Raw genomic sequence first — 23,961 nt, 5'->3', positions numbered from 1 at the left:
CCATCGACCGAGTCAACAACGCAGCGGGTCAGTACACCTAGGGCGACGGTGGAACCGCCTCGTGCTGTCTCGGTCGAGAGGTGGTGGAGGCGGGCCGACGGCGGCCGCCACCGGTGCGAATCGAGTGCCTCCGTCAGATCGGTCACGAGACAGCGTTGCTCGTGGCGCCCATCGATCCATCGCGTCGATCGAGAGATGACCGCAGACGTGCCTGACGATGTGCGTACGAATGCGCATCGGGGTGCACCCAGATGCGCGCTGAAGAGTCCCCAGGCTGATGTACTACCGCCCCGATGTACCGCTCGACCTGCGACGACGTGTCAGGGCAGGCGGCGCGCCATGGCGAAGTTCGTGAGCGTCACGCCGCGCCGGACCGGGTGCTGCTCGGCCGTGACGACGAAGCCGTGCGCCTCGAAGAACGGGCGCGCGGTGAGGCTCGCGTGGGTCGTGAGCGTCGACGCGCCGTCGCGGAGGGCCGTCTCGTGCGCCCATGCGAGGAGCGCCGAGGCGACGCCCGTGCGGCCGACCGCGGGGTCCACGAACATCATGTCGACGTACCCGCCCGGGTCGACGTCGGTGAAGCCGACGACGCGGCCGTCGACCTCCGCGACGACCGTGCGCCGCGCGGCCCGGCGGTGCGCCCAGGCCGTGAGGTCGACGTCGTCGGGCGCCCACGCGGCGAGCTGCTCCGGCGTGTAGTCCGCGGCCGCGGTGACGCGGATCGCGGCGAGGAACACGTCGAGGGTGGCCTGCGCGTCGTCCGACGCGTAGGGACGGATCGTCGGGGGCATCACGCCAGGCTAGCGACGCCGGCGGCGCATCCCGTACGGGCACCCGCGGCGGCCGGGGCGCACGACCGGGGGATGCGTCGGCGCGGCGTTGGGCGTAGAACGGGTCGCATGTTCGAAGAGGGCCAGCTGTACGCCCCCGTCACCGCGGACGAGGACGGCAAGGCCAGGGTTCACCTCGCGGACGACCATCCCGGTGCGAAGGACGACGAGTACCGGCGACGACGCGACGAGATCGCCGCCCCGGCGCTCGCGTGGCGGCCCGGCGACCCCGTGCCGCGCGTGGAGTACACCGACACCGAGAACCGGATCTGGGAGACGGTGTGCCGGGAGCTCGCGCCGAAGCACGAGCGGCTCGCGATCCGCGGGTACCTCGAGGGCAAGGAGGCCCTCGCGCTGCCGACGGACCACGTGCCGCAGCTCGACGAGGTGAGCGCGGGGCTCGGTCCGCTCAGCGGGTTCCGGCTGCACCCGGCCGCCGGGCTGGTGCCGCTCGACGTGTTCTACGGGTCGCTCGCGGACGGGGTCTTCCACTCGACGCAGTACCTGCGGCACGCGTCGCAGCCGCTCTACACGCCCGAGCCGGACATCCTCCACGAGGTCGTCGGGCACTGCAATCTCCTCGCGAACCCGGCGATCGCCGAGGTCAAGCGGCGTGCCGGCGAGGCCGCGCGGCGGTGCGAGACCCCCGAGGGGCTGCAGTACGTGGCGGACGTCTTCTGGTTCACGATCGAGTTCGGCGTGATGTACGAGGGCGGCGAGCTGCGGGCGTACGGGGCTGGGCTGCTGTCGTCGTACGGGGAGATCGAGGAGTTCCGCGGTGCGGACATCCGGCCGGTCGACTTCCACCAGATGGCGACGCTCGCGTACGACATCAGCCACTACCAGCCGGTCCTGTTCGCGTGCGACGGGATGGGTGAGCTCACGGACCGGGTCGGCGGGTTCTTCGCGGAGTTCGACGACGAGACGCCGGCGCGGCTCGCGCGCGAGGCCGCACGCGTCTGACGGCCGGTGCGCGCGGCGGGCCGGCCCCTGCGGCGGCTCGTCGCGCAGCCCCCGACGAGGTCAGGCGACGGGCTCGCGCCCCTGCACGAGCAGGTGCTGCCGGAAGAACGCCGCGAGGTCGGCGGTCGCGTCCAGCGGGAGGACGGCGGCGACGTACTGGTCGGGGCGGACGACGACGACGCACCCGTCGCGATCGATGCCGCGCGCGTCGAAGACGTCGTCGTCGGGCAGTGCCGCGAAGACCTTCTCGTAGTCGACGAGGTCGAACGGGCCGGTGCGCGGCAGGAACAGCGCGGGCACGCGCGTGACGTCGACGTCGACGTGGCGCTGCTGGTAGACGACCTTGACGTCGAGGAGCGCGTCGAGCGCGTCGCCCTCGCGTGCGTGCGCGAGGACGGGTGAGTCGGGCGACGTCGCCATCCAGCCGGCCCAGTCCGCGAGCGCGGACCGCTCCCCCGCGGCGGGCCGGTCGGCGAAGGCGTAGACGCGCCAGCGGCCGTCGGCGCGGTGCTGGTGGCCGAGGTGCAGCGGGTTGGCGTCGGCGACGCGGACGACGGGGGCGGACTTGAACCTCTTGCCGAGGGGGAACCCGGTGGCGAGGCGCTGGTGGGTGGCGTCGCCGACGAGCATGGACGGCGGGTACTGCGTCATGAAGCCGAAGAGGAACTCGGTGGTGCGCACGTAGAACGCGGCGAGCTCGCCGGGGTCGAGGTCCTCGGGCTTGCGGGCCATGAGGGAGGACCACTCGCGGTCGTAGTCGATGAGGTTCTGGGCGATGACCTGGCGTTCGGCGGAGTAGGTGGTGAGGAGGGTCTCGGGGCTGCGGCCGGTCAGGACGTGGCCGAGCTTCCAGGCGAGGTTGAAGCCGTCCTGCATGGAGACGTTCATGCCCTGGCCGGCCTTGGCGCTGTGGGTGTGGCAGGCGTCGCCGGCGATGAAGACGCGGGGGGTGCGGGTGCCGCGCTGGTCGAGGGGGACGTCGTCGAAGCGGTCGGTGACGCGGTGGCCGACCTCGTAGACGCTGTGCCAGGCGACGGAGCGGACGTCGAGGGTGTAGGGCCGCAGGATGGCGTTGGCGTGGTCGACGATCTGGTCGATCGTGGTGGCGCGGACGGCGTCGCGGGTGTCGGGGTGGACCTCGCCGAGGTCGACGTACATGCGGAAGAGGTGCCCGCCCTCGCGCGGGATGAGCAGGATGCTGCCGCCGGTGCCGGACTGGATGGCGCACTTGAGGCGGATGTCGGGGAAGTCGGTGACGGCGAGGACGTCCATGACGCCCCAGGCGTGGAAGGCGCTGTCGCCGCGGGGGACGCAGCCGATGGCGCGGCGGACGTCGCTGTGGGCGCCGTCGGCGCCGAGGACGTAGCGCGCGCGGACGGTCTTGTCGGTGCCGGCGTCGTCGCCGGTGGTGCGGGTGAGGTGCACGGTGACGGGGTGGTCGCCGTGGTCGGCGACGTGCAGGTCGCGGAAGGCGTAGCCGTAGTCGGGGCGCATGCGGGTGGGGGCGTTGGCCATGTACTCGGCGAAGTGGTCGAGGACGCGGGCCTGGTTGACGATGAGGTGGGGGAACTCGCTGATGCCGGAGGGGTCGTCGGGCGGGCGTTCGCCGCGGACGATGCGGGTGGGGTCGGCGGGGTCGGGGTGCCAGAAGCACATCTCGGTGATGCGGTAGGCCTCTTCGGCGATGCGTCCGGCGAAGCCGAAGGCCTGGAAGGTCTCGACGCTGCGGGCCTGGATGCCGTCGGCCTGGCCGATGGCGAGGCGTCCGGGGCGGCGGTCGACGATGCGGGTGGTGACGTCGGGGAACTGGGAGAGCTGGGCGGCGGCGATCATGCCGGCGGGTCCGGTGCCGACGACGAGGACGTCGACCTCGTCGGGCAGGTCGTCGGGGCGGTCGAGGCCGACGCCGGCGGCGGGCTGGACCCGGGGGTCGCCCGAGACGTAGCCGTGGTGGTGGAACTGCATGGTGCGACTCCCCCGGACGTCGTTGTCGAGGTGGGAGGCGTGGCGCGCCGGTCGGTCGCGCGGACCTCCCTCGTGCGGATCGTATACGGCGGTGGATAGAGTGCCGAGCGGACGGCCCCACGACGGCGTGGGTCCGACGCTCGACGAGGAGGTCGGCGATGCCCTCGGTCTCCGCGCACGCCGCGGTCACCCTCGCCGCGCACGTGGACCACGTGTTCGGGGTCATGGGCAACGGCAACGCGCACTTCCTCGACGCGCTCGCGCGGCAGACGTCGGCGACGTTCACGCCGGTGCGGCACGAGTCGGGGGCGGTCGTCGCGGCGGACGCGCACCACCGGGCGTCGGGGCGGCTCGCGGCGGCGACGACGACGTACGGCGCGGGGTTCACGAACACGCTGACGGCGCTGGCCGAGGCGGTGCAGGCGCACGTGCCGCTCGTGCTGGTGGTGGGCGACGAGCCGACGTCGGGGCCGCGCCCGTGGGACGTGGACCAGATCGCGATGGCGTCGGCGGTCGGGGCTCGCACGTACACGGTGGGACGTGCCGACGCGGCGGCGACGACGGCGATCGCGGTCGAGCACGCGCTGACGTACCACGTCCCGACGGTGCTGGCGATCCCCTACGACGTGGCGACGCTCGACGCGGGTCCGGTGCCCGAGGTGCCCGAGCCGCGGCTGCCGGGTCCGCTCGCGCCGCGCGGCCCGTTCGCGGAGGCGACGGTGCGGGACGTCGCGGCGGCGCTGGCGTCGGCCCGGCGGCCCCTGCTCATGGCAGGGCGGGGCGCGTGGCTCGCGGGCGCGGGCGACGTGCTGGGGAGGATCGCGGACGCGACGGGTGCGCTCACGGTCACGACCGCGCTGGGCCAGGGCGTCTTCCCCCGGCCCGAGTTCGACCTGGGCGTGGCCGGCGGGTTCGGTGCGCGCGGGGCCATGGACCTCGTGCGGGAGGCGGACGTCGCGGTCGTCGTGGGGGCGTCCCTCAACCAGTTCACGATGCGGTTCGGCGAGCTGTTCGCGCCCGGCACGCGCGTGCTCCAGGTGGACGTCGCGCCTGCGGCGACGCACCCGCACGTCGGCGGGTTCGTGCGGGGCGACGCGGCGACGGTCGCCGCCGCCGTCCTGGACGCGTTGGGCGCGCTGGGCGTGCCGGCGAGCGGGTGGCGCGAGTCGGTCGACGTCGCCGCCGCGCGCGTGCACGAGGCGGGCACCGGTGTCGCGCCCGACGGGCGTCTCGACCCGCGCTCCGCGGCCGCGCGCATCGCGGCGCTCCTGCCCGCCGACCGGGTCGTCGTCTCCGACGGGGGCCACTTCATCGCGTGGGCCAACATGTACTGGCCCGTCGCGTCGCCCGACCGGATGATCATGGTCGGCACCGCGTTCCAGTCGATCGGGCTGGGCTTCCCGAGCGTGGTCGGCGCGGCGCTCGCCCGGCCCGACGCGACGGTCGTGCTCACGTCGGGCGACGGGGGCGGGCTCATGGCGCTGGCCGACCTGGAGTCCGCCGTGCGCGTCGCGGGCGGGCGCGGGATGGCCGTCGTGTGGAACGACGCCGCGTACGGCGCCGAGGTGCACGTGTACGGGCGCAAGGGCCTGGTGCGCGAGCCCATGCTCATCCCCGCGGTCGACTTCGCGGGCCTCGCGACCGCCGTCGGGGCGCACGGCGTGACCGTGCGGACGCTCGACGACCTCGACGCCCTCGCCGACTGGGCCGCGCGGCCCGCCGCGGAGCGCCCCTTCCTGCTGCTCGACCTCGTCGTGTCGCCCGGCGTCGTCGCGCCGTACCAGGAGGAGATCGTGCGGGCGAACAGCTGAGCAGCACGCGTCCGCGAGCGCACGGTGCCCGCGGACCGACCGGTTCCGTCAGACGAAGGGCGCGAGGTGCGGATGTCCGAGCAGGTCACGAGCCGCGACGGGGTGGACCCGAGGTTCGCCGCGCTCCCGGGGCGCCCGGGGAAGGTGGTCGCGGTGCACCTGAGCTACGGGTCGCGCGCGGACCAGCGGGGGCGTCGGCCGGCGCAGCCGTCGTACTTCCTGAAGCCGTCGAGCTCGGTGGCGGCGTCGGGTGGGACGGTCGAGCGTCCGGCGGGGACGGAGCTGCTGGCGTTCGAGGGTGAGGTCGCGCTCGTGATCGGGACGGCGGCGCGGCGGGTGCGCGTCGAGGACGCGTGGCGGTACGTCGGGTGGGTGACCGCGGCGAACGACCTCGGCCTGTACGACCTGCGTGCGGCGGACCGCGGGTCGAACCTGCGGTCGAAGGGCGGGGACGGGTTCACGCCGCTCGGTCCGCGGCTGCTGGACGCCGCGCCGCTCGACCCGGCGGGGCTGCGGGTGCGGACGTGGGTCAACGGTGAGCTGCGGCAGGACGACACGACCGCAGGGCTGATCTTCCCGCTCGCGCAGCTGGTCGCCGACCTGTCGCAGCACCTCACGCTCGAGCCGGGCGACGTGATCCTCACGGGGACGCCGGCGGGGTCGTCGGTGCTGCGGCCGGGCGACGTCGTGGAGGTGGAGGTGGACGCGCCCGACGCACCGGGCTCGCCGACGACGGGCCGGCTGGCGACGACGGTCGTCGAGGGGACGCACGCCTTCGACTCAGGCGTCGGTGCGCTGCCCGCCGTCGACGACCACGAGCGCGCCGAGGCGTGGGGGTCGCGGGCGGCCGCCGGGCTCGACCCGCAGCGGGAGACGGGCGCCCTGACGCCCGACCTGCGCGAGAAGCTCGCGCGCGTGCCGGTCGCCGCGCTGAGCGGGCAGCTGCGCAGGCGAGGGCTGGACCGGGTCACGGTCGACGGGGTGCACCCGCTGCGCCCGGGGACGCGGCTCGTGGGCACGGCACGCACGCTGCGGCTCCTGCCCGGTCGGGAGGACCTGTTCGCCCGGCACGGCGGCGGGCAGAACGCGCAGAAGCGCGCGTTCGACGCGGTCGGTCCCGGTGAGGTGCTCGTCATCGAGGCCCGCGGTCGGGCGGACGCGGGCACGCTCGGTGACGTCCTCGCGCTGCGCGCGCACGTGCGCGGTGCGGCCGGGATCGTCACGGACGGCGCGGTGCGGGACCGGGACGCGGTCGCGGCCGTCGGCATCCCCGTGTACGCGGCGGGTGCCCATCCGGCGGTGCTGGGACGGCTGCACGTGCCGTGGGACACGGACGTCGCGGTCGCGTGCGGCGGGACGACGGTCGAGCCGGGCGACGTGCTCGTGGGCGACGCGGACGGCGTCGTCGTCATCCCGCCGGCGCTGGTCGCGGAGGTCGTCGACGCCGCGCTCGCGCAGGAGGAGGAGGACGCGTGGGTCGCGGAGCAGGTCGCCGCCGGGCACGCGGTCGACGGGCTGTTCCCGATGGACGCGACGTGGAGAGCGAGGTACGACGCGTGGCGCCGCACCCGGTGAACGCCTCCCCCGCCGGCCGGGCGCCGACGGCCGGGTCGCGGACGCCCGTCGGCGCGGCGGCCTCGTCGGCGGGCGCCGGCAAGTCGCAGCAGGCGTACCGGTGGCTCCGCGAGCGCATCGCGGGCGAGGAGTACGCGCCGGGCCACCGGCTCGTGCTGGGCACGATCGCGGACGAGCTCGACATGAGCGTCGTGCCGGTGCGGGAGGCGATCCGGCGGCTCGAGGCGGAGGGGCTCGTGACGTTCGAGCGGCACGTCGGCGCGCGCGTGTCCCTGATCGACGACACCCAGTACCGGCACAGCATGGAGACGCTCGCGATGCTCGAGGGCGCCGCGACCGCGCTGGCAGCCCCGCACCTCACCGCGGAGCACGTGACGCAGGCGCGGCGCGTCAACCGGCGGCTCGTCGAGCAGCTCGACGACTTCGACCCGCGGGCGTTCACGTCGCTCAACCACCGGTTCCACGCCGTCCTGTTCGCGGCGTGCCCCAACCCGCGGCTGCTCGCGCTGGTCGACGCCGAGTGGGCGCGGCTCGGGCACCTGCGCGACTCGACGTTCACGTTCGTGCCCGACCGGGCGCGCGAGTCCGTGCGGGAGCACGAGGCGCTGCTCGACCTCGTCGCGTCGGGTGCGTCGCCGGCCGACGTCGAGCGCGCGGCGCGCGCGCACCGGTCCGCGACGCTCGCGGCCTACCTGGCCCGCGAGCACCCCGACGAGGCGCCGGCGCCCGCCGGTGCGACATCCCCGGAGAGGTGAGCGATGGCCACCACGGACGACCGACCCGGCGCACCGGCGGAAGCGCACGTGCCCGCGGACCTGCCGGACCGGGTGCGGCACCACATCGGCGGCGAGGACGTCGACTCGACCGACGGCGGGACGTTCGACGTGCTCGACCCCGTCTCCAACCGGACGTACCTGCGTGCCGCGCGCGGCACCGCGGCCGACGTCGATCGCGCCGTCGCGGCCGCCCGGCGGGCGTTCGAGGAGGGGCCGTGGCCGCGGATGCTCCCCCGCGAGCGCTCGCGCGTCCTGCACCGGGTCGCGGACGTCGTCGAGTCGCGCGACGCGCGGCTGGCGGAGCTGGAGAGCTTCGACTCGGGGCTGCCGATCACGCAGGCGCTCGGGCAGGCGCGCCGGGCGGCGGAGAACTTCCGGTTCTTCGCGGACCTGGTGGTGGCGCAGGCGGACGACGCGTTCAAGGTGCCGGGCAGGCAGCTGAACTACGTGAACCGCAAGCCGATCGGGGTCGCGGGGCTGATCACGCCGTGGAACACCCCGTTCATGCTCGAGTCGTGGAAGCTCGGCCCGGCGCTCGCGACGGGCAACACGGTCGTGCTGAAGCCGGCGGAGTTCACGCCGCTGTCGGCGTCGCTGTGGGCGGGGATCTTCGCCGAGGCGGGCCTGCCGACCGGCGTGTTCAACCTTGTGCACGGGATCGGCGAGGAGGCGGGCGACGCCCTGGTCCGGCACCCGGACGTGCCGCTGATCTCGTTCACGGGCGAGAGTCGCACGGGCCAGCTGATCTTCGCGAACGCGGCGCCGCACCTCAAGGGCCTGTCGATGGAGCTCGGCGGCAAGTCCCCCGCGGTCGTGTTCGCCGACGCGGACCTCGAGGCGGCGGTCGACGCGACGATCTTCGGGGTGTTCTCCCTCAACGGGGAGCGGTGCACCGCCGGCAGCCGGATCCTGGTCGAGCGGTCGGTGTACGACGAGTTCGTCGAGCGGTACGCGGCGCAGGCGCGGCGCGTCGTCGTCGGCCCGCCGCACGACCCCGCGACCGAGGTGGGCGCGCTCGTGCACCCCGACCACGTCGACAAGGTCATGTCGTACGTCGAGATCGGGAAGACCGAGGGGCGGCTCGTCGCGGGCGGCGGGCGCCCCGACGGGTTCCCCACCGGGAACTACGTCGCACCGACCGTGTTCGCCGACGTGCCGCCCGACGCGCGGATCTTCCAGGAGGAGATCTTCGGGCCCGTCGTCGCGATCACCCCGTTCGACACCGAGGCCGAGGCGCTCGCCCTCGCGAACGGCGTCCGCTACGGGCTCGCGGCCTACGTGTGGACGAACGACCTGCGGCGGGCGCACACGTTCGCGCACGGCGTCGACGCGGGGATGGTCTGGCTCAACAGCAACAACGTGCGCGACCTGCGCACGCCGTTCGGCGGCGTCAAGGCGTCCGGGCTCGGTCACGAGGGCGGGTACCGCTCGATCGACTTCTACACGCACCAGCAGGCCGTGCACGTGACGCTCGGCCCCGTGCACAACCCGACGTTCGGCAAGGTCGCCCCGCACCCGCCGACCGACCTCGACGACCCCGACCCGCGCTGAACCCGACGAGAGAGGGCGCACGACGTGAACGCCACCCCCACGCCGCCGGGCGGTCGCCCGGCGAGCGCGCGCTTCATCCCGACCCCCACGTCGCCACCCCCGGACGTGCTGCGCGCCCTGTCCCTCGAGCTCGTCGTCACCGACCTCGCGGCGTCACGGCACTTCTACGTCGACGTGCTCGGCCTGGTCGTGACCGCGCAGGACGCGACGACGCTGCACCTGCGCACGTTCGACGAGTTCCTCCACCACAACCTCGTGCTGCGCCAGGGGCCCGTCGCGGCGGCCGCCGCGTTCACGTACCGCGTGCGCGCGCCGCAGGACCTCGAGCGGGCCGTCGCGTTCTACTCCGAGCTCGGGTGCCGGGTCGAGCGGCGCCGCGACGGGTGGACGGCAGGCGTCGGCGACGCGGTGCGCGTGCAGGACCCGCTCGGCTTCCCGTACGAGTTCGTGCACGACGTCGCGCACGTCGAGCGGCTGTCCTGGCGGTACGACCTGCAACCACCCGGCCCGCTCGTGCGGCTCGACCACTTCAACCAGGTCACGCCCGACGTGCCGCGCGCGGTGCGCTACATGGAGGACCTCGGGTTCCGCGTGACCGAGGACATCCAGGACGCCGACGGGACGACGTACGCCGCGTGGATGCGCCGCAAGCCGACGGTGCACGACACCGCGATGACCGGCGGCGACGGGCCGCGGCTGCACCACGTCGCGTTCGCGACGCACGAGAAGCACGACGTCCTCGCGCTCTGCGACCGCCTCGGCGCGCTGCGGCTGTCCGACCGGATCGAGCGCGGACCCGGCCGGCACGGCGTGTCCAACGCGTTCTACCTGTACCTGCGCGATCCCGACGGGCACCGCGTCGAGATCTACACGCAGGACTACTGGACCGGCGACCCCGACAACCCCGTCGTCACGTGGGACGTGCACGACAACCAGCGGCGCGACTGGTGGGGCAACCCCGTCGTGCCGTCCTGGTACACCGAGGCGTCCCTCGTGCTCGACCTCGACGGTGAGCCGCAGCCCGTCGTCGCGCGCACCGACTCGAGCGAGATGGCCGTGACGATCGGCGCCGACGGGTTCTCCTACACGCGCGCGGGCGACGACGCCGACGCCCTGCCCGAGTGGAAGCAGGGCGAGTACAAGCTGGGGCACCAGCTGTGACCCGCGCACGCCCTCGACCCCACCAGCCGCACCGGCCGCAGCGGGGCGTCCCGTGCTGACGCCCGACGCGATCGCCGACATCGCCGACGAGCTCGCCGCCGCCGAGCGCGACCGCACCACCGTGCCCCTGCTCACGGCCCGCCACCCCGGCATGACCGTCGACGACGCGTACGCGGTGCAGGCCGAGTGGCGGCGGCGTGCCCTGGCCGCCGGGAGGCGGCACGTCGGCCGCAAGATCGGGCTCACGTCGAAGGTCATGCAGGCCGCGACCGGCATCGACGAGCCCGACTACGGCGCGATCCTCGCCGACATGGTCCACGAGGACGGCGCCGTCCTCGAGCACGCGCGGTTCTCGAACGTGCGCGTCGAGGTCGAGCTCGCGTTCCTCCTCGCCGAGCCCGTCGACGGGCCCGACGCGACGATCTTCGACGTGCTGCGCGCGACCGAGTACGTCGTCCCCGCGCTCGAGATCCTGTCGTCGCGCATCGCGCTCGACGGCCGCACGATCGTCGACACCATCAGCGACAACGCGGCGATGGGCGCCATGGTCCACGGCGGGACCCCCGTGCGGCCCGACGACGTCGACCTGCGCTGGGTCGCCGCGCTGCTGCACCGCAACGGGACCGTCGAGGAGTCGGGCGTCGCGGGCGCCGTGCTCGGCCACCCCGCGCGCGGCGTCGCGTGGCTCGCGAACAAGCTCGCGCAGCACGGCGAGCGCCTCGACGCGGGCGAGCTCGTCCTCGCCGGCTCGTTCACGCGCCCGCTGTGGGTGCACCGGGGCGACACCGTCCTGGCCGACTTCCACGACCTGGGGACGCTCTCGTGCCGCTTCGACTGACGCCGACCTTCCGCGACGCCCTCGCGACCGAGCAGGCCCACGGCGACGCCGCGCGGCCGCTCGTCGGCCTGTGGGTCTGCACCGGCAGCCCGCTCGTCGCCGAGATCTGCGCCGGGTCCGGGGTCGACTGGGTGCTCGTCGACATGGAGCACGCGCCCAACGGGCTCGAGTCGGTGCTCGCCCAGCTCCAGGCGCTCGCCGCGTACCCGGTGACGCCCGTCGTCCGCGTCCCGGCGGCCGACCCCGTGCTGATCACGCAGGTCCTCGACCTCGGCGCGCAGAACCTTCTCGTCCCCATGGTGTCCACCGCGGACGAGGCGCGCGCCGTCGTCGAGGCCGTCCGCTACCCGCCGGACGGGCGACGCGGCGTCGGCGGCGCGCTCGCCCGCTCCACCCGGTGGAGCCGCGTCGACGGGTACCTCCGGGACGCCGACCGGCACGTGTCCGTCGTCGTCCAGGTCGAGACCGCGCAGGGCGTCGACGCCGCAGGCGAGATCGCGGCGGTCGACGGCGTCGACGGCGTCTTCGTCGGCCCGTCCGACCTCGCGGCCTCCCTCGGGCGGCTCGGGCAGCAGGACCACCCCGACGTCGTCGCGGCCGTCCACCGCACGTTCGACGCGGTCCGCGCGGCCGGCACACCCGTCGGCGTCAACGCGTTCGACCCGGCCCTCGCCGACGCGTACGTGCAGGCCGGGGCGTCGTTCGTGGCCGTCGGCGCCGACGTCGTCCTGCTCGCCCGCGGCTCCGAGCGCCTCGCCGCGCGGTTCACCCCCGACCGACCGCCGGACGCCTGAACGACCGACAGGCGGACCGACCCCTCGCAGGGCTCGCCTCCCCGCGCCGGGTGCCCCACCATCGACCTAGCGCCGGACCAGCGGCGGCCCACCAACCAGAGGTGGAGGTCCACCATGACGTACCCGACCCCCGAGCTGGTCGCCTCCGGCGTCCCCTACACGGTCCGCACGGTCAACGACCGGTCCCCGTCGAGCATGAGCGACTTCGACGGCCTCGTCGCCGTCTTCGTCGAGGGCGTGACCGGGGCGCACGTGATCCACGGGATCAGCGCCCACGCCGACGGCGTCGTGCGGCTCTTCGAGAAGAGCGAGGACGGCGTGGGCAAGGACATCCGCACCTGGGACATCCACCCCGGCACGACCGCCGGGTTCACCGCGACCACACGCTGACCCGCACACTCACCCGCGCGACCGCGGCCGCGGCCGGCGCGCCGGTCCGGCCTCAGTCGTCCGACGCGCGCGACGCCTCCTGCGCGGCGAGCGTCCGACGGCGGTGCGGCGGCCGCTGCACGCGGTCCGCCGTCCGGCACGGCTCCCCCGGCGCGGCCCCGCAGCGGGGGCAGGTCACGGCCTCGTCCTGGACCACGTCGCTCATGCCGGGCAGTGTCCGTCGCGCGGCGCGCGACACGCCAGGCCCGCGACGCGCCGCGCGTGCGACGTGCCGGGCGTGCGAGCGCGGCGCACCCGCGGGACGCTCGACCCGAGGCCGGTCACGCGGCACCGTCGCCGCGCGGCCGACGGCCCGGCCCAGGAGGACGCCATGGCGCTGCGCGACCAGGTCCAGCTCATCACCTACGCCGACCGCCTCGCGGGCGACCTGCCCGGCCTCGCCCGGCTCCTGCGCTCCCCCGAGCTCGCCGGCGTGTTCGGCGGCGTGCACGTCCTGCCGTTCTTCACGCCCTTCGACGGCGCCGACGCGGGCTTCGACCCCGTCGACCACACCCACGTCGACCCGCGGCTCGGCACCTGGGACGACGTGCGCGACCTCGCGCGGACGCACGACGTCGTCGTCGACCTCATCGTCAACCACGTCTCGGCCGACTCCCCCGCGTTCCGCGACGTCCGCGAGCGCGGTGACGCGTCCCCGCACGCGTCGATGTTCCTCACGATGTCGTCGGTGTTCCCGGGCGGCGCGACGGAGGCCGACCTGACGCGGATCTACCGGCCACGGCCGGGCCTGCCGTTCACGCCCGTGCGGCTCGGGGACCGGTGGCGGTACGTGTGGACGACGTTCACGCCGCAGCAGGTCGACATCGACGTGCACGCGGACGCGGGTCGCGCGTACCTGACGTCGATCCTGGACGCGGTCGCGGGGGCGGGCGTGCGCCTGGTGCGGCTGGACGCGGTCGGGTACGCGGTGAAGACGCCGGGCACGACGTGCTTCATGACGCCGGAGACGTTCGCGTTCATCGAGGACTTCACGGCGCGGGCGCGCGAGCGCGGCGTGGACGTGCTGGTCGAGGTGCACGCCTACTACGAGCGGCAGGTGCAGATCGGGCGGTCGGTGGACCTGGTGTACGACTTCGCGCTGCCGCCGCTGGTGCTGCACGCGCTGTACACGGGCGACGGTGCGGCGCTGGTGCGGTGGCTGGGGATGCGGCCGGCGAACGCGGTGACGGTCCTGGACACGCACGACGGGATCGGGGTGATCGACGTCGGGCGGGACCAGACGGTCGAGCCGGGCGAGCCCGAGCGGCCGGGGCTGCTGACGCCGTCGCAGGTCGACGAGCTCGTCGAGGGGATCCACGCGCGCACGGGTGGTGCGTCGGCGCGGGCCACGGGCGCGGCGGCGTCGAACCTCGACCTGTACCAGGTGAACTCGACGTTCTACGACGCGCTCGGGCGCGACGACGCGCGGTACCTGGCGGCGCGTGCGGTGCAGCTGTTCACGCCGGGGATCCCGCAGGTGTACTACGTGGGCGCGCTGGCGGGCGGGAACGACGTGGACCTGCTGGAGCGAACCGGCGTCGGGCGGGACGTGAACCGGCACCGCTACACGCCCGACGAGGTCGCGGCCGCGCTCGTCCGGCCGGTGGTGCGGGCGCTGCTCGCGTTGTGCCGGTTCCGCAACACCCATCCCGCGTTCGGCGGTGGGGTCGAGGTCGGTCTCGCCGGGTCACTGTTGTCGCTCACCCGACGCGCGCGGACCGCGGTGGCGTCGCTCGACGTGGACCTCGCGACGGGCGCGGCGCACGTGACGTGGACGGGCGCCGACGGCGCGACGGGCACGTGCGACGACCTGCTCGACCTCCCCGGCACGTGGTGACGGGCGCGAGGTCACCCGCCGGGGACCTTCGCCCCTCGTCACGCGTGCGTCGGCGCGGTGCGCTGGGACCAGGAGGGAGGTGCGGACCATGACGACGCACGGGAGCCGCGACAGGCACGACGCGCACGAGAGGCACGACGAGCACGAGGTGCAGGACGCCCGCGACGCGCCGTCGCTCGTCGCGTCGCACGACGCGCTCGTCGCCGCGCGGCGCGCGCAGGAGCGGCTCTGCGCGACCCTCCGCGGGCGGCCCGGCGTGTGCGGTGTCGGCCTGACGCGCCGGTGCGGCGGGTACGCGCTGCGCGTCAACGTCGTGCACCCCGGCGTCCGCGTGCCCGCCGTGGTCGAGGGCGTGCCGGTCGAGGTCCGCACCACGGGTCGGCTCACGGCGCACCCCGGCCGCTGAGCCCCTCCGCCGCAGCGCGCGGCCCGGCCACATTCGGGACCCAGGTCCCGGGTCGCGGGGGCCCGCACGGCGGAGCCTGGAAGGGACGCGGCGTCGAGGCCGACGCACAGCCGGCCCCCAGCCGCCGCCGGAGCGGAGGAGGCAGCGATGCGTGCCGACGGACCGGTGGTCGTCGCCCTGGACGGCTCACCGCACAGCGCACTGACCCTCGACTGGGCGGTCCACGAGGCCGAGCGGCGGCACGCCGCGCTCCTGCTGGTGCGCGTGCTCGACGACTCCTGGCAGACGATCGCGTGGAGCTGGTACCCGGTCGTCGACACCCGCGACCTCGGGACCGAGGTCAAGGAGTACCTGGACGAGCAGGCGCGCCTGGTCGAGGAGCGCCATCCCGGCCTGCCGGTCGAGACGCGGGCGCTGCACGGTCGCGTCGTCCCGTCCCTGCGCGACGTCAGCGCCGACGCCGCGCTGCTCGTCGTCGGTGCGCGCGTGCGGAGCAGCGGCGCGCGCACCGGGTCGACGGGCGTGCACGTCGCCGCGCACGCGCAGTGCCCGGTCGCGGTCGTCCGCTCCGGCCCCGGTCACCCGACGGCGGTCGACGCGGCGGTCGTCGTCGGCGTCGACGGGTCGTCCGCGTCGCTCGTCGCCGCTCGGCTCGCCGCCCGCGAGGCCACGCTGCTCGGCCGGCCCCTGCGGGTCGTGCACGCGCGGCCGACGATCCCCGACCCGTTCGGGCGCGGCAGCCTCCCGCCCGTCGCGACCGACGACGAGGAGCACCCGACGCACCGCGCGGCGACGTCCGTGACGGACGCGCTGCGCGCGGAGAACGACGGGCTGGAGGTCGAGCTCGCGCTCGTCGACGACGACCCGGCCGACGCCCTCGTGCATCTCGGCACGGGTGCCGCGCTGCTCGTCGTCGGGTCGCGCGGCCTCGGGAGCTTCCGCGGGATGCTGCTCGGCTCCGTCAGCGGCGCGGTCCTCCGCGAGGCGACGGTGCCGGTGGTCGTCGTGCACGACGACGGCTGACGGACGATCACGGGGTGGTCGGCGCCGGTGAGCCGCAGGTGGCGGGCCGCTCCCCGCGGCGTCGGTCGGTCCGTGGACGATCGCCACGGACCGGCGGACGCCGGCAGACGAGGACCCGGGGTCACAGGCCCCGGGTCCTCGCACGTGCGGGTCAGCAGGCCGTCGCGAGCTCCTCGCGCTCGAGCCCGGACCGCTCGCCGGCCTCGAGCGTGAGCCGGCGCGCGAGGTCGCGCAGCGCACCCGCGACCGCGAGCGCGTGCCTCGCCGTGGTGTCGTCCGTCTCCCCCGGCACGCGCGCGCGGCCGTAGCCGTCGAGCGTCGTGCCGTCGGCGCTCGCGAGCACGGCGTGGGCCTGCGTGAGGGGTCCGCGGGCGGCGTCGGGGGTCTCGACCAGGTAGACCGTCACGTCCCAGGGGTGCGACATGGTCCGCTCCTCTCCGTCGGCGGGCGCCGCCGGGTGGTGCCGGGCGACGACTCCATCGTCCCGCGGAGGTGAGGGCGGGCGGTGGTCCGGAGGTCCCGGGTCAGCGGCCTGCCGCGACGCGCGCCGGGTGACCGGCCGGGTAGTAGGCGCGGACCCAGTCGGGGAACTCCTGCACGAGCCGGTCGTAGAGCGTGGAGTCGGGGACGGCGTCGATGTCGTCGAGCGCGAAGAACCCCGTGTTGTCGACGGTGCGGCCGCGCAGGTCGTCGAGCTTGGCGAGGATGCCGTAGTTCGAGCGGCCCAGGCCGATGAACTGCCAGAACACCGGGGACGGGACGGCGGCGCGGATCGCGGCCTCGGTGCCGCGGTTGTCGGTGACGCCACCGTCGTGGAAGAACAGCACGAGCGTCGGAACGTCGGCGGGCTGCGTGGCGACGTAGCGCAGGACCTCGTCGATGACGGCGCGCTCGTTGTTGACGCCGCCGGCCTCGACGGGCCGCCGGCCGGTCCAGCGCTCGAGCCACTGCGGGAGGTCGCCGACCTGGAGGTCGTCGACGCGCACGCCGCGTGCGCCCATGAGGAACATCTGCATCTCGGCGTCGTCGTCGAGGGCGGCGGCGACGGGCATGATCCGCTCGACGGCGCGCGTGAACACGCCGCGCCGGTAGAGCCCGGCGGTGGAGCCGGAGACGTCGAGCACGCCGATGACACGCGCGCGCAGGCCGGCGGCGCCCTTCTTCTCGAGCGAGACGGTGACGAGCCTCTTGCGCAGGTCGAGCGTCTCGCGCATGAGCGCGGGGAGCTTCTCGGCGCCCTTGGTCAGCGACACGGGCGGCTCGGGTGCGGGCGTGGCCGCAGGCGGAGGCGGGGGTACAGGCGTCGCGGGCGTCGCGGGGTCGTCGGCGACGTCGACGCCGAAGTCCCGGGCGAGCCCCGCGAGCCCGTCGGCGTACCCCTGCCCGACGGCCCGCACCTTCCACGCACCCCCGCGGAGGTACACCTCGCACAGCACGAGCGCGGTCTCGGTCGACAGCCCCTCGGGCGCGTACCGCGCGGCGAACGGCCCGGACGTGAGCGTGACGGCCACGCCGCCGACCGTGGCGAACGTCTGCCCGTCGGTCGCGGGCGACGCCACGAGCACGACGCGCTCGGCGCCGGGGCGCAGCGACCCGAGCGTCAGGTCGAGCGTGCTGCCCGTCAGGCGGGCGCCGGGTGCGGTGGTCTGGTTGAAGAACACCATGTCGGCGTCGCTGCTGACCGTGCCGGACGCGCCGAGCACCAGGGCGGTGAGGTCGACCGCGCCGGTGACCTCGACCCGGACGGTCGTGTCGGGCAGCGGCGCGTTCTGGCCGGCGGACAGCGGGGTGACGGACATGGGGTCCTCTCGGTCGTCGACGACGGTGCGCTGCCGCACCAGCTGGGGCACGACCGAGGGTAGGGGGCGCGGGCGGTCTCACTGCGCGGGACGGGCGGGGAAGGTCCACGACGGTGCCGGTGTTCGGGCGTACGGTCCTGCGCGCGCACGTCCGGACGCGAGCCCGGACCACGACGAAGGGACACATCCGTGACGGTCGGGTCGACGACTTCCCCGCTGGCCGACGAGCACGTGCTCGACAACGCCGCCTGGCACTCGCTGGTCGGGCGGCACGCCGCCCTGTCGGAGGGCAACGAGCTCGCGCGCCGCTTCCTGCCGGAAGTGTCGATCTTCGCGGCCGTGCGGTCGTGGGAGCACCCCGACGTGTGGGACGCGGTCCTCGACCTCGTCGGGCCCGGCGCGCTGTTCCCGTTCTCCGGGTCCGAGGCGACGCTGCCCGCGGGCTGGGAGGTCGCGAGCCGCGGCGAGGGGGTGCAGCTCGTCGAGAGCGACCGGCTCGAGACGCGCCCCGACGACGAGGCCGTCGTGCTCGGCGCGCGCGACGTCCCGGAGATGCTCGACCTCGTCGCGCGCACGCAGCCGGGCCCGTTCGCGTCCCGCACGCACGAGCTCGGCCGCTACGTCGGGATCCGCCGCGAGGGCCGGCTCGTCGCCCTGGCCGGCGAACGGCTGCAGCCGGCCGGGTGGACCGAGATCAGCGCGGTGTGCACCGACCCCGCCTACCGCGGGCAGGGTCTGGCGACGCGGCTCGTGCTCGACGTCGCGCACCACGTGCGGGCACGCGGTGAGCGGGCCCTGCTGCACGCCGCGGCGACCAACACGGGGGCGATCCGGATCTACGAGCGCCTGGGCTTCCACCTGCGGCGCCGGACAGCGTTCGGCGCGCTGCGCACCCCGGGGGCCGGCGCGGTCTGACCCTGTCCGGGTGCCCACGACCGGCGTCCCGGCCGGCGCCGTTCAGTGCGCGGCGGCCGGCCGGCGGCGCGGGACGAGGTGCAGGACGGCGACGATCACCGCGCCGACGACGAGGCCGACGAGCGCCGACCCGAGGGTGTCGACGAGCCACGCGAGCACCCCGCCGACGCCCGGCACGTGGTGCACGGCCTCCTCGAGGTGGTGCAGCACGTCGATCGGCCCGTGCCAGCCGAGGGTGTCGACGCCCGACAGGAGGATGTGCCCGCCGACCCACAGCATCGCCACGATGCCGACCGTCGACAGCACCGACAGCACCTTCGGCATCGCCCGGACCAGGACGCGGCCCGTGGCCGCTGCCGCCCGGTTCTCGCGGCCCGCGAGGTGCAGCCCGATGTCGTCCATCTTCACGATGAGCGCGACGACGCCGTAGACGAGCGCCGTGATGGCGAGCGCGACGACGGCGAGGATGAGCGCCCGGGAGAGCAGCGGCTCGTCGGCGACCTCGTTGAGGGCGATGACCATGATCTCCGCGGACAGGATGAAATCCGTGCGGATCGCGCCGCCGACCATCGTCTTCTCGGTGTCGGCGCCCTGCGCCGCGGCGGGCGTGCTCGTGTGCTCCTTCGCGTGCCCGCTGACGAGCTCCCAGATCTTCTCCGCGCCCTCGTACGACAGGTACGCGCCGCCGACCATGAGGATCGGCGTCAGCAGCCACGGCAGGAACTGGCTCAGCAGCAGGGCCGCCGGGAGGATGAACAGCAGCTTGTTGCGCAGCGACCCGACGGCGATGCGGCGGATGATCGGCAGCTCACGGTCGGGCGTGAACCCGTGCACGTAGCGCGGCGTGACGGCGGTGTCGTCGATCACGACGCCCGCGGCCTTCGCGCTCGCCCGCCCCGCGGCCGCGCCCACGTCGTCGACCGACGCCGCCGCGAGCTTCGCGAGCGCCGCGATGTCGTCCAGGAGGGCCGCGAGACCGCCTGCCATCACCATCTCCTTCACCGGCCCGCAGGCCGTCCGTGGTGGCGCCGCGTTCGGTCGCCTCGCGCAAGGCTAGGGCGCCGCAGGCCGGTCGGCGCGTCACGTCCGCCGGCCCCGCCCGACCGGGTGGGCGGCCCGCACGTGCGCCAGCATGGGCGCATGAGCGAGACGCACGTCCACGAGCTCGACGTCGCGGTGCCGGGCGGCGTCGTCCACGCCTACGACACGGGACCGGCGACCGCACCCGACGGGCGTCCCGCGCTCCCGCTCGTCTGGTGCCACGGCACGCCCAACCTCGGGGCGCCGCCGCGGCCGATGCTCGAGCCCGCCCGGCGCCTCGGGCTGCGGTTCGTGTCGTACGACCGCCCGGGCTACGGCGGGTCCACGGCCCGCCCCGACCGCAGCGTCGGTTCCGCCGCCGCCGACGTCGCCGCGGTGCTCGACGCGCTCGGGCTCGACCGGTGCGCGGTGATCGGCCACTCCGGCGGCGGCCCGCACGCGCTCGCGTGCGCGGCCCTGCTGCGCGGCCGGGTCGTCGCGGCGGTCAGCGGCGCAGGGTTGGCACCGGCCGACGCGGACGGGCTCGCCTGGTTCGACGGCATGGCCGCGTCGGGCGTCGCGTCGCTGCGGGCGGCCGCGGCGGGACGCGCGACGAAGGAGGCGTACGAGCGGAGCGCGCACCCGTACGACCCCGAGTTCACGCAGGCCGACCTGGATGCGCTGCAGGGGCCGTGGGCATGGTTCGAGGAGGTCGTCGGCCCGGCGGCCGCGCAGGGGCCGGCGCCGCTGGTCGACGACGACCTCGCGTACGTCGCACCCTGGGGCTTCGAGCCCGCCGACGTCCGCGTGCCCGTCCTGCTGCTGCACGGCGCGGACGACCGCGTGGTGCCGGTCGCGCACGCGCGCTGGCTCGCCGCGCACCTCCCCGACGCCGAGCTGCGCGTCGTGCCCGGCACCGGGCACATCGCGGTGCTCACGGCAGCCGAGGACGCGTTGCGCTGGGTCGCCGAGCACCGCCCCGCGGGCTGACGGGCGGCACGCACGCGGGTCCGCCCCGGGAGACGCGCAGGTCCTCCCGGGGCGGCGTCGCGCGACCGTCGTCCGGCGGTGGTGGTCCGGCGGTGGTGGTCCGGCGGTGGTGGTCTGCTGCCGTGCCGTCAGGAGGCCGTCGTGGCGCCCGCGGGCGGGGTGATCGCGAACGGCTGCTGCGCGAGGAAGGCCTCGTCGGGCGTGCCCATCGGGAAGAAGTTCGGCTGCTGACGCGACGGCATCTGGTCGAGGACCTTGCGGTGCAGGTCCACGTAGCTGCCCGCGAACGCGCCCTCGTCCCACACGCGCAGCAGCGTGCCGGTGAACTCGCCGTTGACCGGACCGTCGTACGAGTACTGGTCGTCCTGGCAGCCCGAGATGAGCAGCACCGACGCCGAGACGTCCTGGTCGGTCGTCGCACCGGCGAGCGACTGCACGAACTCGTAGGTCGCGCGTCGCGCCTTGTCGTCCTTCTCGGCGACCCCGCGCGGCATGACGCGCGCCACTGCCGCGGGCGGCAGCACCGCGGGCGGGCCACCGCGCGCCCCGGTCTCCAGGCCCAGGTCGTGCTCACGCTCCTGCTGCAGCACCGCGTCCCGCTCGACGTCGCGGATCACCGTGCCGCTGTGGCAGCTGTCGCTGATCACGAGGACCCGGACGCCGGCCGCGAACTGCGCGTACATGCGCCGCAGCTCGTCGTCGAGGACCTGCCGGTCGAACAGCACCCACGTCTCGTCCTGCTGGTCCGGCTCGTCGCCGTCGATGTCGCCCACCTGGCCGCCGTGGCCGGAGTACGTGAGCAGCACGAGGTCCCCCGCGACCGCGGTCCGCGCGTAGGCGCCGATCTGCGTGATCACCGCCTGCGACGTGGCCGCGGCGTCGAGGAGCTGCACCGGCTGGAAGCCGGTCGCCGTCGCGAGCCGCAGCATCGCGTTCGCGTCGTTCACGCAGCCGTTGAGCTTGCCGTCCCAGCCGCCGTAGGCGTCGGGGTCGACCCGGTTGAGGCCGATGTGCAGCGAGTAGCCGGTCATGGTCGTCGTCCCCCTCGTCGAGTTCCTGCACCGGCCAGCGTCCCACCGTCCCCGGAGCAGGTCCAGACGCTTTGTCCCGATTTCGCCCACTTCTCGCCCGGGCGAAACCACGACAAGGTGAACTTTCTTCGTGACGGTTGTGCACGACGCGGTGACACGCGCAGCATTCGGGGTGCGCCGGGGGACCCGGAGGACACCGGGGACCTCCACGGCGCCACGTCAGGGGGAACCCATGCCTCGTCCGTCGCCCGTCGCGCTGCCCGGGACACCCGCACGACGCCGGCGCGCACGCACCGCGCTCGCCGTCGTCACGACCGCGGTCGCGCTGGCCGTGGCGGTGCCCACCGCCGCGGGCGCGACCCCGCCCGGAGTGCGTCTCCTCGGCGTCGACGAGTGCGCCGTCGACGTCAACGACCACGGCGTCGTCGTCACCGACACCCACGTCGTCGACCGCGGCCGCGTCCTGCCGTTGCCGGGCGGCCTCACCTCCGCCGCCGCGATCAACGACCGTGGCCAGATCGCCGGCCTCGTCGACGGCCGCGCCGCGTTCTGGGACGGCCGACGGCTGCACCGCATCGGCGTCGCCGACCCCGCCGACACGTTCGAGACCGTGTCCGCCGTGAGCGGCCGCGGGGAGGTCGTCGGCACGTCCGGCACGTTCGGCGGCGAACGCCACGCCTGGCGGTGGCGCGACGGCGTGCTCACCCCGCTCGCGTCCCTCGGCGGGTCGACCGGCGCCAACGACGTCAACGACGCCGGGCAGGTCGTCGGCGACGCGTGGGTCGAGTCACGGCAGGTGCCCGTGCGCTGGGAGCCCGACGGCACGCTCACGACGCTGCCGACGCTCGGCGACGGGACCGGCGACGGCCTCGCCGCGGCCCTCGACTCCCACGGGCGCTCCGCCGGGTACGCCTACACGGACGGCGTGATGCACGCGACCCGCTGGTCCGCGCGCGCCGCCGTGACCGACGTGACGCCCACCGGCACCTCGTTCGGCATCGTGACCGACCTCAACGACCGCGGCGTCGCCGTCGGCAGCACCGTGCCGGCCGGCCTCGCGCAGCACGCGTTCGTGCAGCACCCCGGGGCACCCGCACGCCTCGTGGCCCCGCCGGACGGCGCCGACGCGATCGTGCTCTCCGCCGTCAACGACCTCGGTCTCGCGGTGGGCTGCGTCGTCGACGAGATCGGGCTGCACGCCGTCAGCTGGCGCGGCTGACCCCGTCGGGCGGTCGTCAGCCCGACCGGCGGCTGCCGTCGGCCCTGCCCGCTGCCGTCGTCAGGCCGACCGGCGACCGTCGTCCGCCCGGCCGACGGCGCCGTCAGCCCGACCGGCGGCGCGGCAGCGGGACCCGGTCGAGGTCGTCGACGGTCCGCACCGCGACGCCCCCGGGACGACGCGACGACGCGGCCGCCGCGCGGGCCTGCTCGGCGAGCGGCCGCACGTCGGTGTACCGCGACGAGAAGTGCGTGAGGACGAGCGTGCCGACCCCGGCCGCCCCCGCGAGGGCTCCGGCCTGCCCCGCCGTGAGGTGCAGGTGCTCGCGCGCGAGCGCCGCGTCCTCGTCCGCGTACGTCGACTCCGCGACCAGCAGGTCGACGTCCTGCGCGAGCGCAGCCGCACCGTCGCACGGTGCGGTGTCCATGACGAACGCGAACGACTGGCCCCGCCGCGGGACGCTCACGTCCTCGAGGCGCACGTCGCGCCAGCGGCCCTGCGCGACGAGCACCCCGACGTCGGCGCCGCGCACCCCCGCCTCCTCGAGCAGCGCGGGGCGGAGCGTGCGGCCGTCCGGCTCCGTCAGCCGGTACCCGAACGTCTCCACGCGGTGGCGCAGCGGCTCGACGCGCAGACCCGGCGCGACCTCGCCCGCGGCGCCGTGCGGGTGCAGCCGGACGTCCACGCCCGGACGTGCGAGCGCCACGAGCGCGCGCACCACGGGGTCCGCCGACGCCGGGTAGTGCACCGGGACGGGGTCCGCGACACCGTCCAGCGACATGCGCGACAGGATGCCGGGCAGACCGAACGTGTGGTCGCCGTGCGCGTGCGTCAGGCAGATGCGTGTGACCGCCGACGACGCGACCCCCGCCAGGAGCAGCTGGCGCTGCGTCCCCTCGCCCGGGTCGAACAGGATGCCCTGGTCGTCCCACCGCAGCAGGTAGCCGTTGTGGTTGCGCGTGCGCGTCGGCGCCTGCGACGCGGTCCCCAGGACGACGAGCTCGCGCACCGCACCCTCCTTCGAGTCG

The 23,961-nt window shown here is 75.2% G+C and carries 23 protein-coding genes; 15 read left to right on the top strand and 8 right to left on the bottom strand.

Annotation, left to right across the window (positions count from 1 at the left end):
• Positions 1 to 320: 320 nt before the first annotated feature.
• On the bottom strand, positions 321 to 791 hold the full coding sequence (locus tag KOV94_RS15580; RefSeq protein WP_124343060.1) for a GNAT family N-acetyltransferase: 471 nt from the start codon (positions 789 to 791) through the stop codon (positions 321 to 323).
• A 108-nt stretch (positions 792 to 899) separates the two neighbouring features.
• On the opposite strand from KOV94_RS15580, the gene KOV94_RS15575 reads away from it, so the two are divergent.
• Complete coding sequence (locus tag KOV94_RS15575) at positions 900 to 1,793, top strand: phenylalanine 4-monooxygenase (protein WP_124343059.1); 894 nt, start codon at positions 900 to 902, stop codon at positions 1,791 to 1,793.
• 60 nt (positions 1,794 to 1,853) lie between these two features.
• Here the strand turns inward: KOV94_RS15575 and KOV94_RS15570 are convergent, their stop codons facing one another.
• Complete coding sequence (locus KOV94_RS15570; RefSeq protein WP_218052531.1) at positions 1,854 to 3,758, bottom strand: FAD-binding monooxygenase; 1,905 nt, start codon at positions 3,756 to 3,758, stop codon at positions 1,854 to 1,856.
• A gap of 158 nt (positions 3,759 to 3,916) precedes the next feature.
• On the opposite strand from KOV94_RS15570, the gene KOV94_RS15565 reads away from it, so the two are divergent.
• The 8 genes from KOV94_RS15565 (at position 3,917) to KOV94_RS15530 (ending at position 12,654) form a co-directional block, all read left to right on the top strand.
• Positions 3,917 to 5,569 carry a thiamine pyrophosphate-binding protein gene (locus KOV94_RS15565; RefSeq protein ID WP_218052530.1) on the top strand — a complete coding sequence of 551 codons (1,653 nt, stop codon included), beginning with the start codon at positions 3,917 to 3,919 and terminating at the stop codon, positions 5,567 to 5,569.
• Between the two features lie 72 nt (positions 5,570 to 5,641).
• Complete coding sequence (locus KOV94_RS15560; RefSeq protein ID WP_124343056.1) at positions 5,642 to 7,144, top strand: fumarylacetoacetate hydrolase family protein; 1,503 nt, start codon at positions 5,642 to 5,644, stop codon at positions 7,142 to 7,144.
• Complete coding sequence (locus KOV94_RS15555) at positions 7,126 to 7,899, top strand: GntR family transcriptional regulator (RefSeq protein ID WP_268904338.1); 774 nt, start codon at positions 7,126 to 7,128, stop codon at positions 7,897 to 7,899. Before KOV94_RS15560 ends, KOV94_RS15555 begins: the two co-directional genes overlap by 19 nt.
• A gap of 3 nt (positions 7,900 to 7,902) precedes the next feature.
• Positions 7,903 to 9,471 (top strand): 5-carboxymethyl-2-hydroxymuconate semialdehyde dehydrogenase, encoded by a 1,569-nt coding sequence (gene hpaE, locus KOV94_RS15550; protein WP_124343055.1) that lies wholly within the window; start codon positions 7,903 to 7,905, stop codon positions 9,469 to 9,471.
• Positions 9,472 to 9,495: 24 nt separating this feature from the next.
• Positions 9,496 to 10,632, top strand: coding sequence for a 3,4-dihydroxyphenylacetate 2,3-dioxygenase (gene hpaD, locus KOV94_RS15545; RefSeq protein WP_218052529.1), 1,137 nt, complete (start codon positions 9,496 to 9,498; stop codon positions 10,630 to 10,632).
• Between the two features lie 52 nt (positions 10,633 to 10,684).
• A complete protein-coding gene (gene hpaH / locus KOV94_RS15540) occupies positions 10,685 to 11,470 on the top strand; it encodes a 2-oxo-hept-4-ene-1,7-dioate hydratase (protein WP_218052528.1) in 786 nt (261 codons plus the stop codon).
• Entirely contained in the window at positions 11,455 to 12,264 is an 810-nt protein-coding gene (locus KOV94_RS15535) for an HpcH/HpaI aldolase family protein (RefSeq protein WP_218052527.1), read from the top strand. Before hpaH ends, KOV94_RS15535 begins: the two co-directional genes overlap by 16 nt.
• A gap of 114 nt (positions 12,265 to 12,378) precedes the next feature.
• Positions 12,379 to 12,654, top strand: a complete 276-nt coding sequence (locus KOV94_RS15530) for a hypothetical protein (protein WP_160142949.1) — start codon at positions 12,379 to 12,381, stop codon at positions 12,652 to 12,654.
• A gap of 52 nt (positions 12,655 to 12,706) precedes the next feature.
• Here KOV94_RS15530 and KOV94_RS15525 read toward each other — a convergent pair whose 3' ends face one another.
• Positions 12,707 to 12,859 carry a zinc finger domain-containing protein gene (locus KOV94_RS15525; RefSeq protein ID WP_160142948.1) on the bottom strand — a complete coding sequence of 51 codons (153 nt, stop codon included), beginning with the start codon at positions 12,857 to 12,859 and terminating at the stop codon, positions 12,707 to 12,709.
• 165 nt (positions 12,860 to 13,024) lie between these two features.
• On the opposite strand from KOV94_RS15525, the gene gtfA reads away from it, so the two are divergent.
• The 3 genes from gtfA (at position 13,025) to KOV94_RS15510 (ending at position 15,959) form a co-directional block, all read left to right on the top strand.
• Positions 13,025 to 14,530, top strand: coding sequence for a sucrose phosphorylase (gtfA, locus tag KOV94_RS15520; protein WP_218052526.1), 1,506 nt, complete (start codon positions 13,025 to 13,027; stop codon positions 14,528 to 14,530).
• Positions 14,531 to 14,618: 88 nt separating this feature from the next.
• Positions 14,619 to 14,936, top strand: coding sequence for a hypothetical protein (locus tag KOV94_RS15515; protein WP_218052525.1), 318 nt, complete (start codon positions 14,619 to 14,621; stop codon positions 14,934 to 14,936).
• A 147-nt stretch (positions 14,937 to 15,083) separates the two neighbouring features.
• The gene (locus tag KOV94_RS15510) at positions 15,084 to 15,959 is read left to right on the top strand and encodes a universal stress protein (RefSeq protein ID WP_218052524.1); all 876 of its coding nucleotides are present in this window, start codon (positions 15,084 to 15,086) and stop codon (positions 15,957 to 15,959) included.
• A gap of 151 nt (positions 15,960 to 16,110) precedes the next feature.
• On the opposite strand, the gene KOV94_RS15505 is transcribed toward KOV94_RS15510, so the two are convergent.
• Together KOV94_RS15505 and KOV94_RS15500 are read right to left on the bottom strand one after the other, a co-directional pair.
• On the bottom strand, positions 16,111 to 16,383 hold the full coding sequence (locus KOV94_RS15505) for a dsRBD fold-containing protein (protein WP_124344573.1): 273 nt from the start codon (positions 16,381 to 16,383) through the stop codon (positions 16,111 to 16,113).
• 100 nt (positions 16,384 to 16,483) lie between these two features.
• Complete coding sequence (locus KOV94_RS15500) at positions 16,484 to 17,809, bottom strand: vWA domain-containing protein (protein ID WP_308160583.1); 1,326 nt, start codon at positions 17,807 to 17,809, stop codon at positions 16,484 to 16,486.
• Positions 17,810 to 17,947: 138 nt separating this feature from the next.
• Between KOV94_RS15500 and KOV94_RS15495 the strand changes: the two genes are divergently transcribed.
• On the top strand, positions 17,948 to 18,673 hold the full coding sequence (locus KOV94_RS15495; RefSeq protein WP_218052523.1) for a GNAT family N-acetyltransferase: 726 nt from the start codon (positions 17,948 to 17,950) through the stop codon (positions 18,671 to 18,673).
• A 42-nt stretch (positions 18,674 to 18,715) separates the two neighbouring features.
• Here the strand turns inward: KOV94_RS15495 and KOV94_RS15490 are convergent, their stop codons facing one another.
• On the bottom strand, positions 18,716 to 19,660 hold the full coding sequence (locus KOV94_RS15490; RefSeq protein ID WP_218052522.1) for a DUF808 domain-containing protein: 945 nt from the start codon (positions 19,658 to 19,660) through the stop codon (positions 18,716 to 18,718).
• Between the two features lie 153 nt (positions 19,661 to 19,813).
• Here KOV94_RS15490 and KOV94_RS15485 point away from each other — a divergent pair, with 153 nt between their 5' ends.
• Positions 19,814 to 20,683: an alpha/beta fold hydrolase gene (locus KOV94_RS15485; protein ID WP_218052521.1), complete on the top strand. Its 870-nt coding sequence runs from the start codon at positions 19,814 to 19,816 to the stop codon at positions 20,681 to 20,683.
• A 128-nt stretch (positions 20,684 to 20,811) separates the two neighbouring features.
• On the opposite strand, the gene KOV94_RS15480 is transcribed toward KOV94_RS15485, so the two are convergent.
• Entirely contained in the window at positions 20,812 to 21,714 is a 903-nt protein-coding gene (locus tag KOV94_RS15480; protein ID WP_124342528.1) for a caspase family protein, read from the bottom strand.
• Positions 21,715 to 21,946: 232 nt separating this feature from the next.
• Between KOV94_RS15480 and KOV94_RS15475 the strand changes: the two genes are divergently transcribed.
• Positions 21,947 to 22,933, top strand: coding sequence for a hypothetical protein (locus KOV94_RS15475; RefSeq protein WP_218052520.1), 987 nt, complete (start codon positions 21,947 to 21,949; stop codon positions 22,931 to 22,933).
• A gap of 103 nt (positions 22,934 to 23,036) precedes the next feature.
• Here the strand turns inward: KOV94_RS15475 and KOV94_RS15470 are convergent, their stop codons facing one another.
• On the bottom strand, positions 23,037 to 23,942 hold the full coding sequence (locus KOV94_RS15470) for a ribonuclease Z (RefSeq protein ID WP_218052519.1): 906 nt from the start codon (positions 23,940 to 23,942) through the stop codon (positions 23,037 to 23,039).
• Between the last annotated feature and the right edge of the window lie 19 nt (positions 23,943 to 23,961).

Origin of the sequence: Cellulomonas algicola (genome assembly GCF_019024305.1) — a bacterium.
Lineage (GTDB): Bacteria > Actinomycetota > Actinomycetes > Actinomycetales > Cellulomonadaceae > Cellulomonas > Cellulomonas algicola.
The sequence above is the reverse complement of the archived record's forward strand: the minus strand, read 5'-3'. Positions and strand labels throughout refer to the sequence as shown.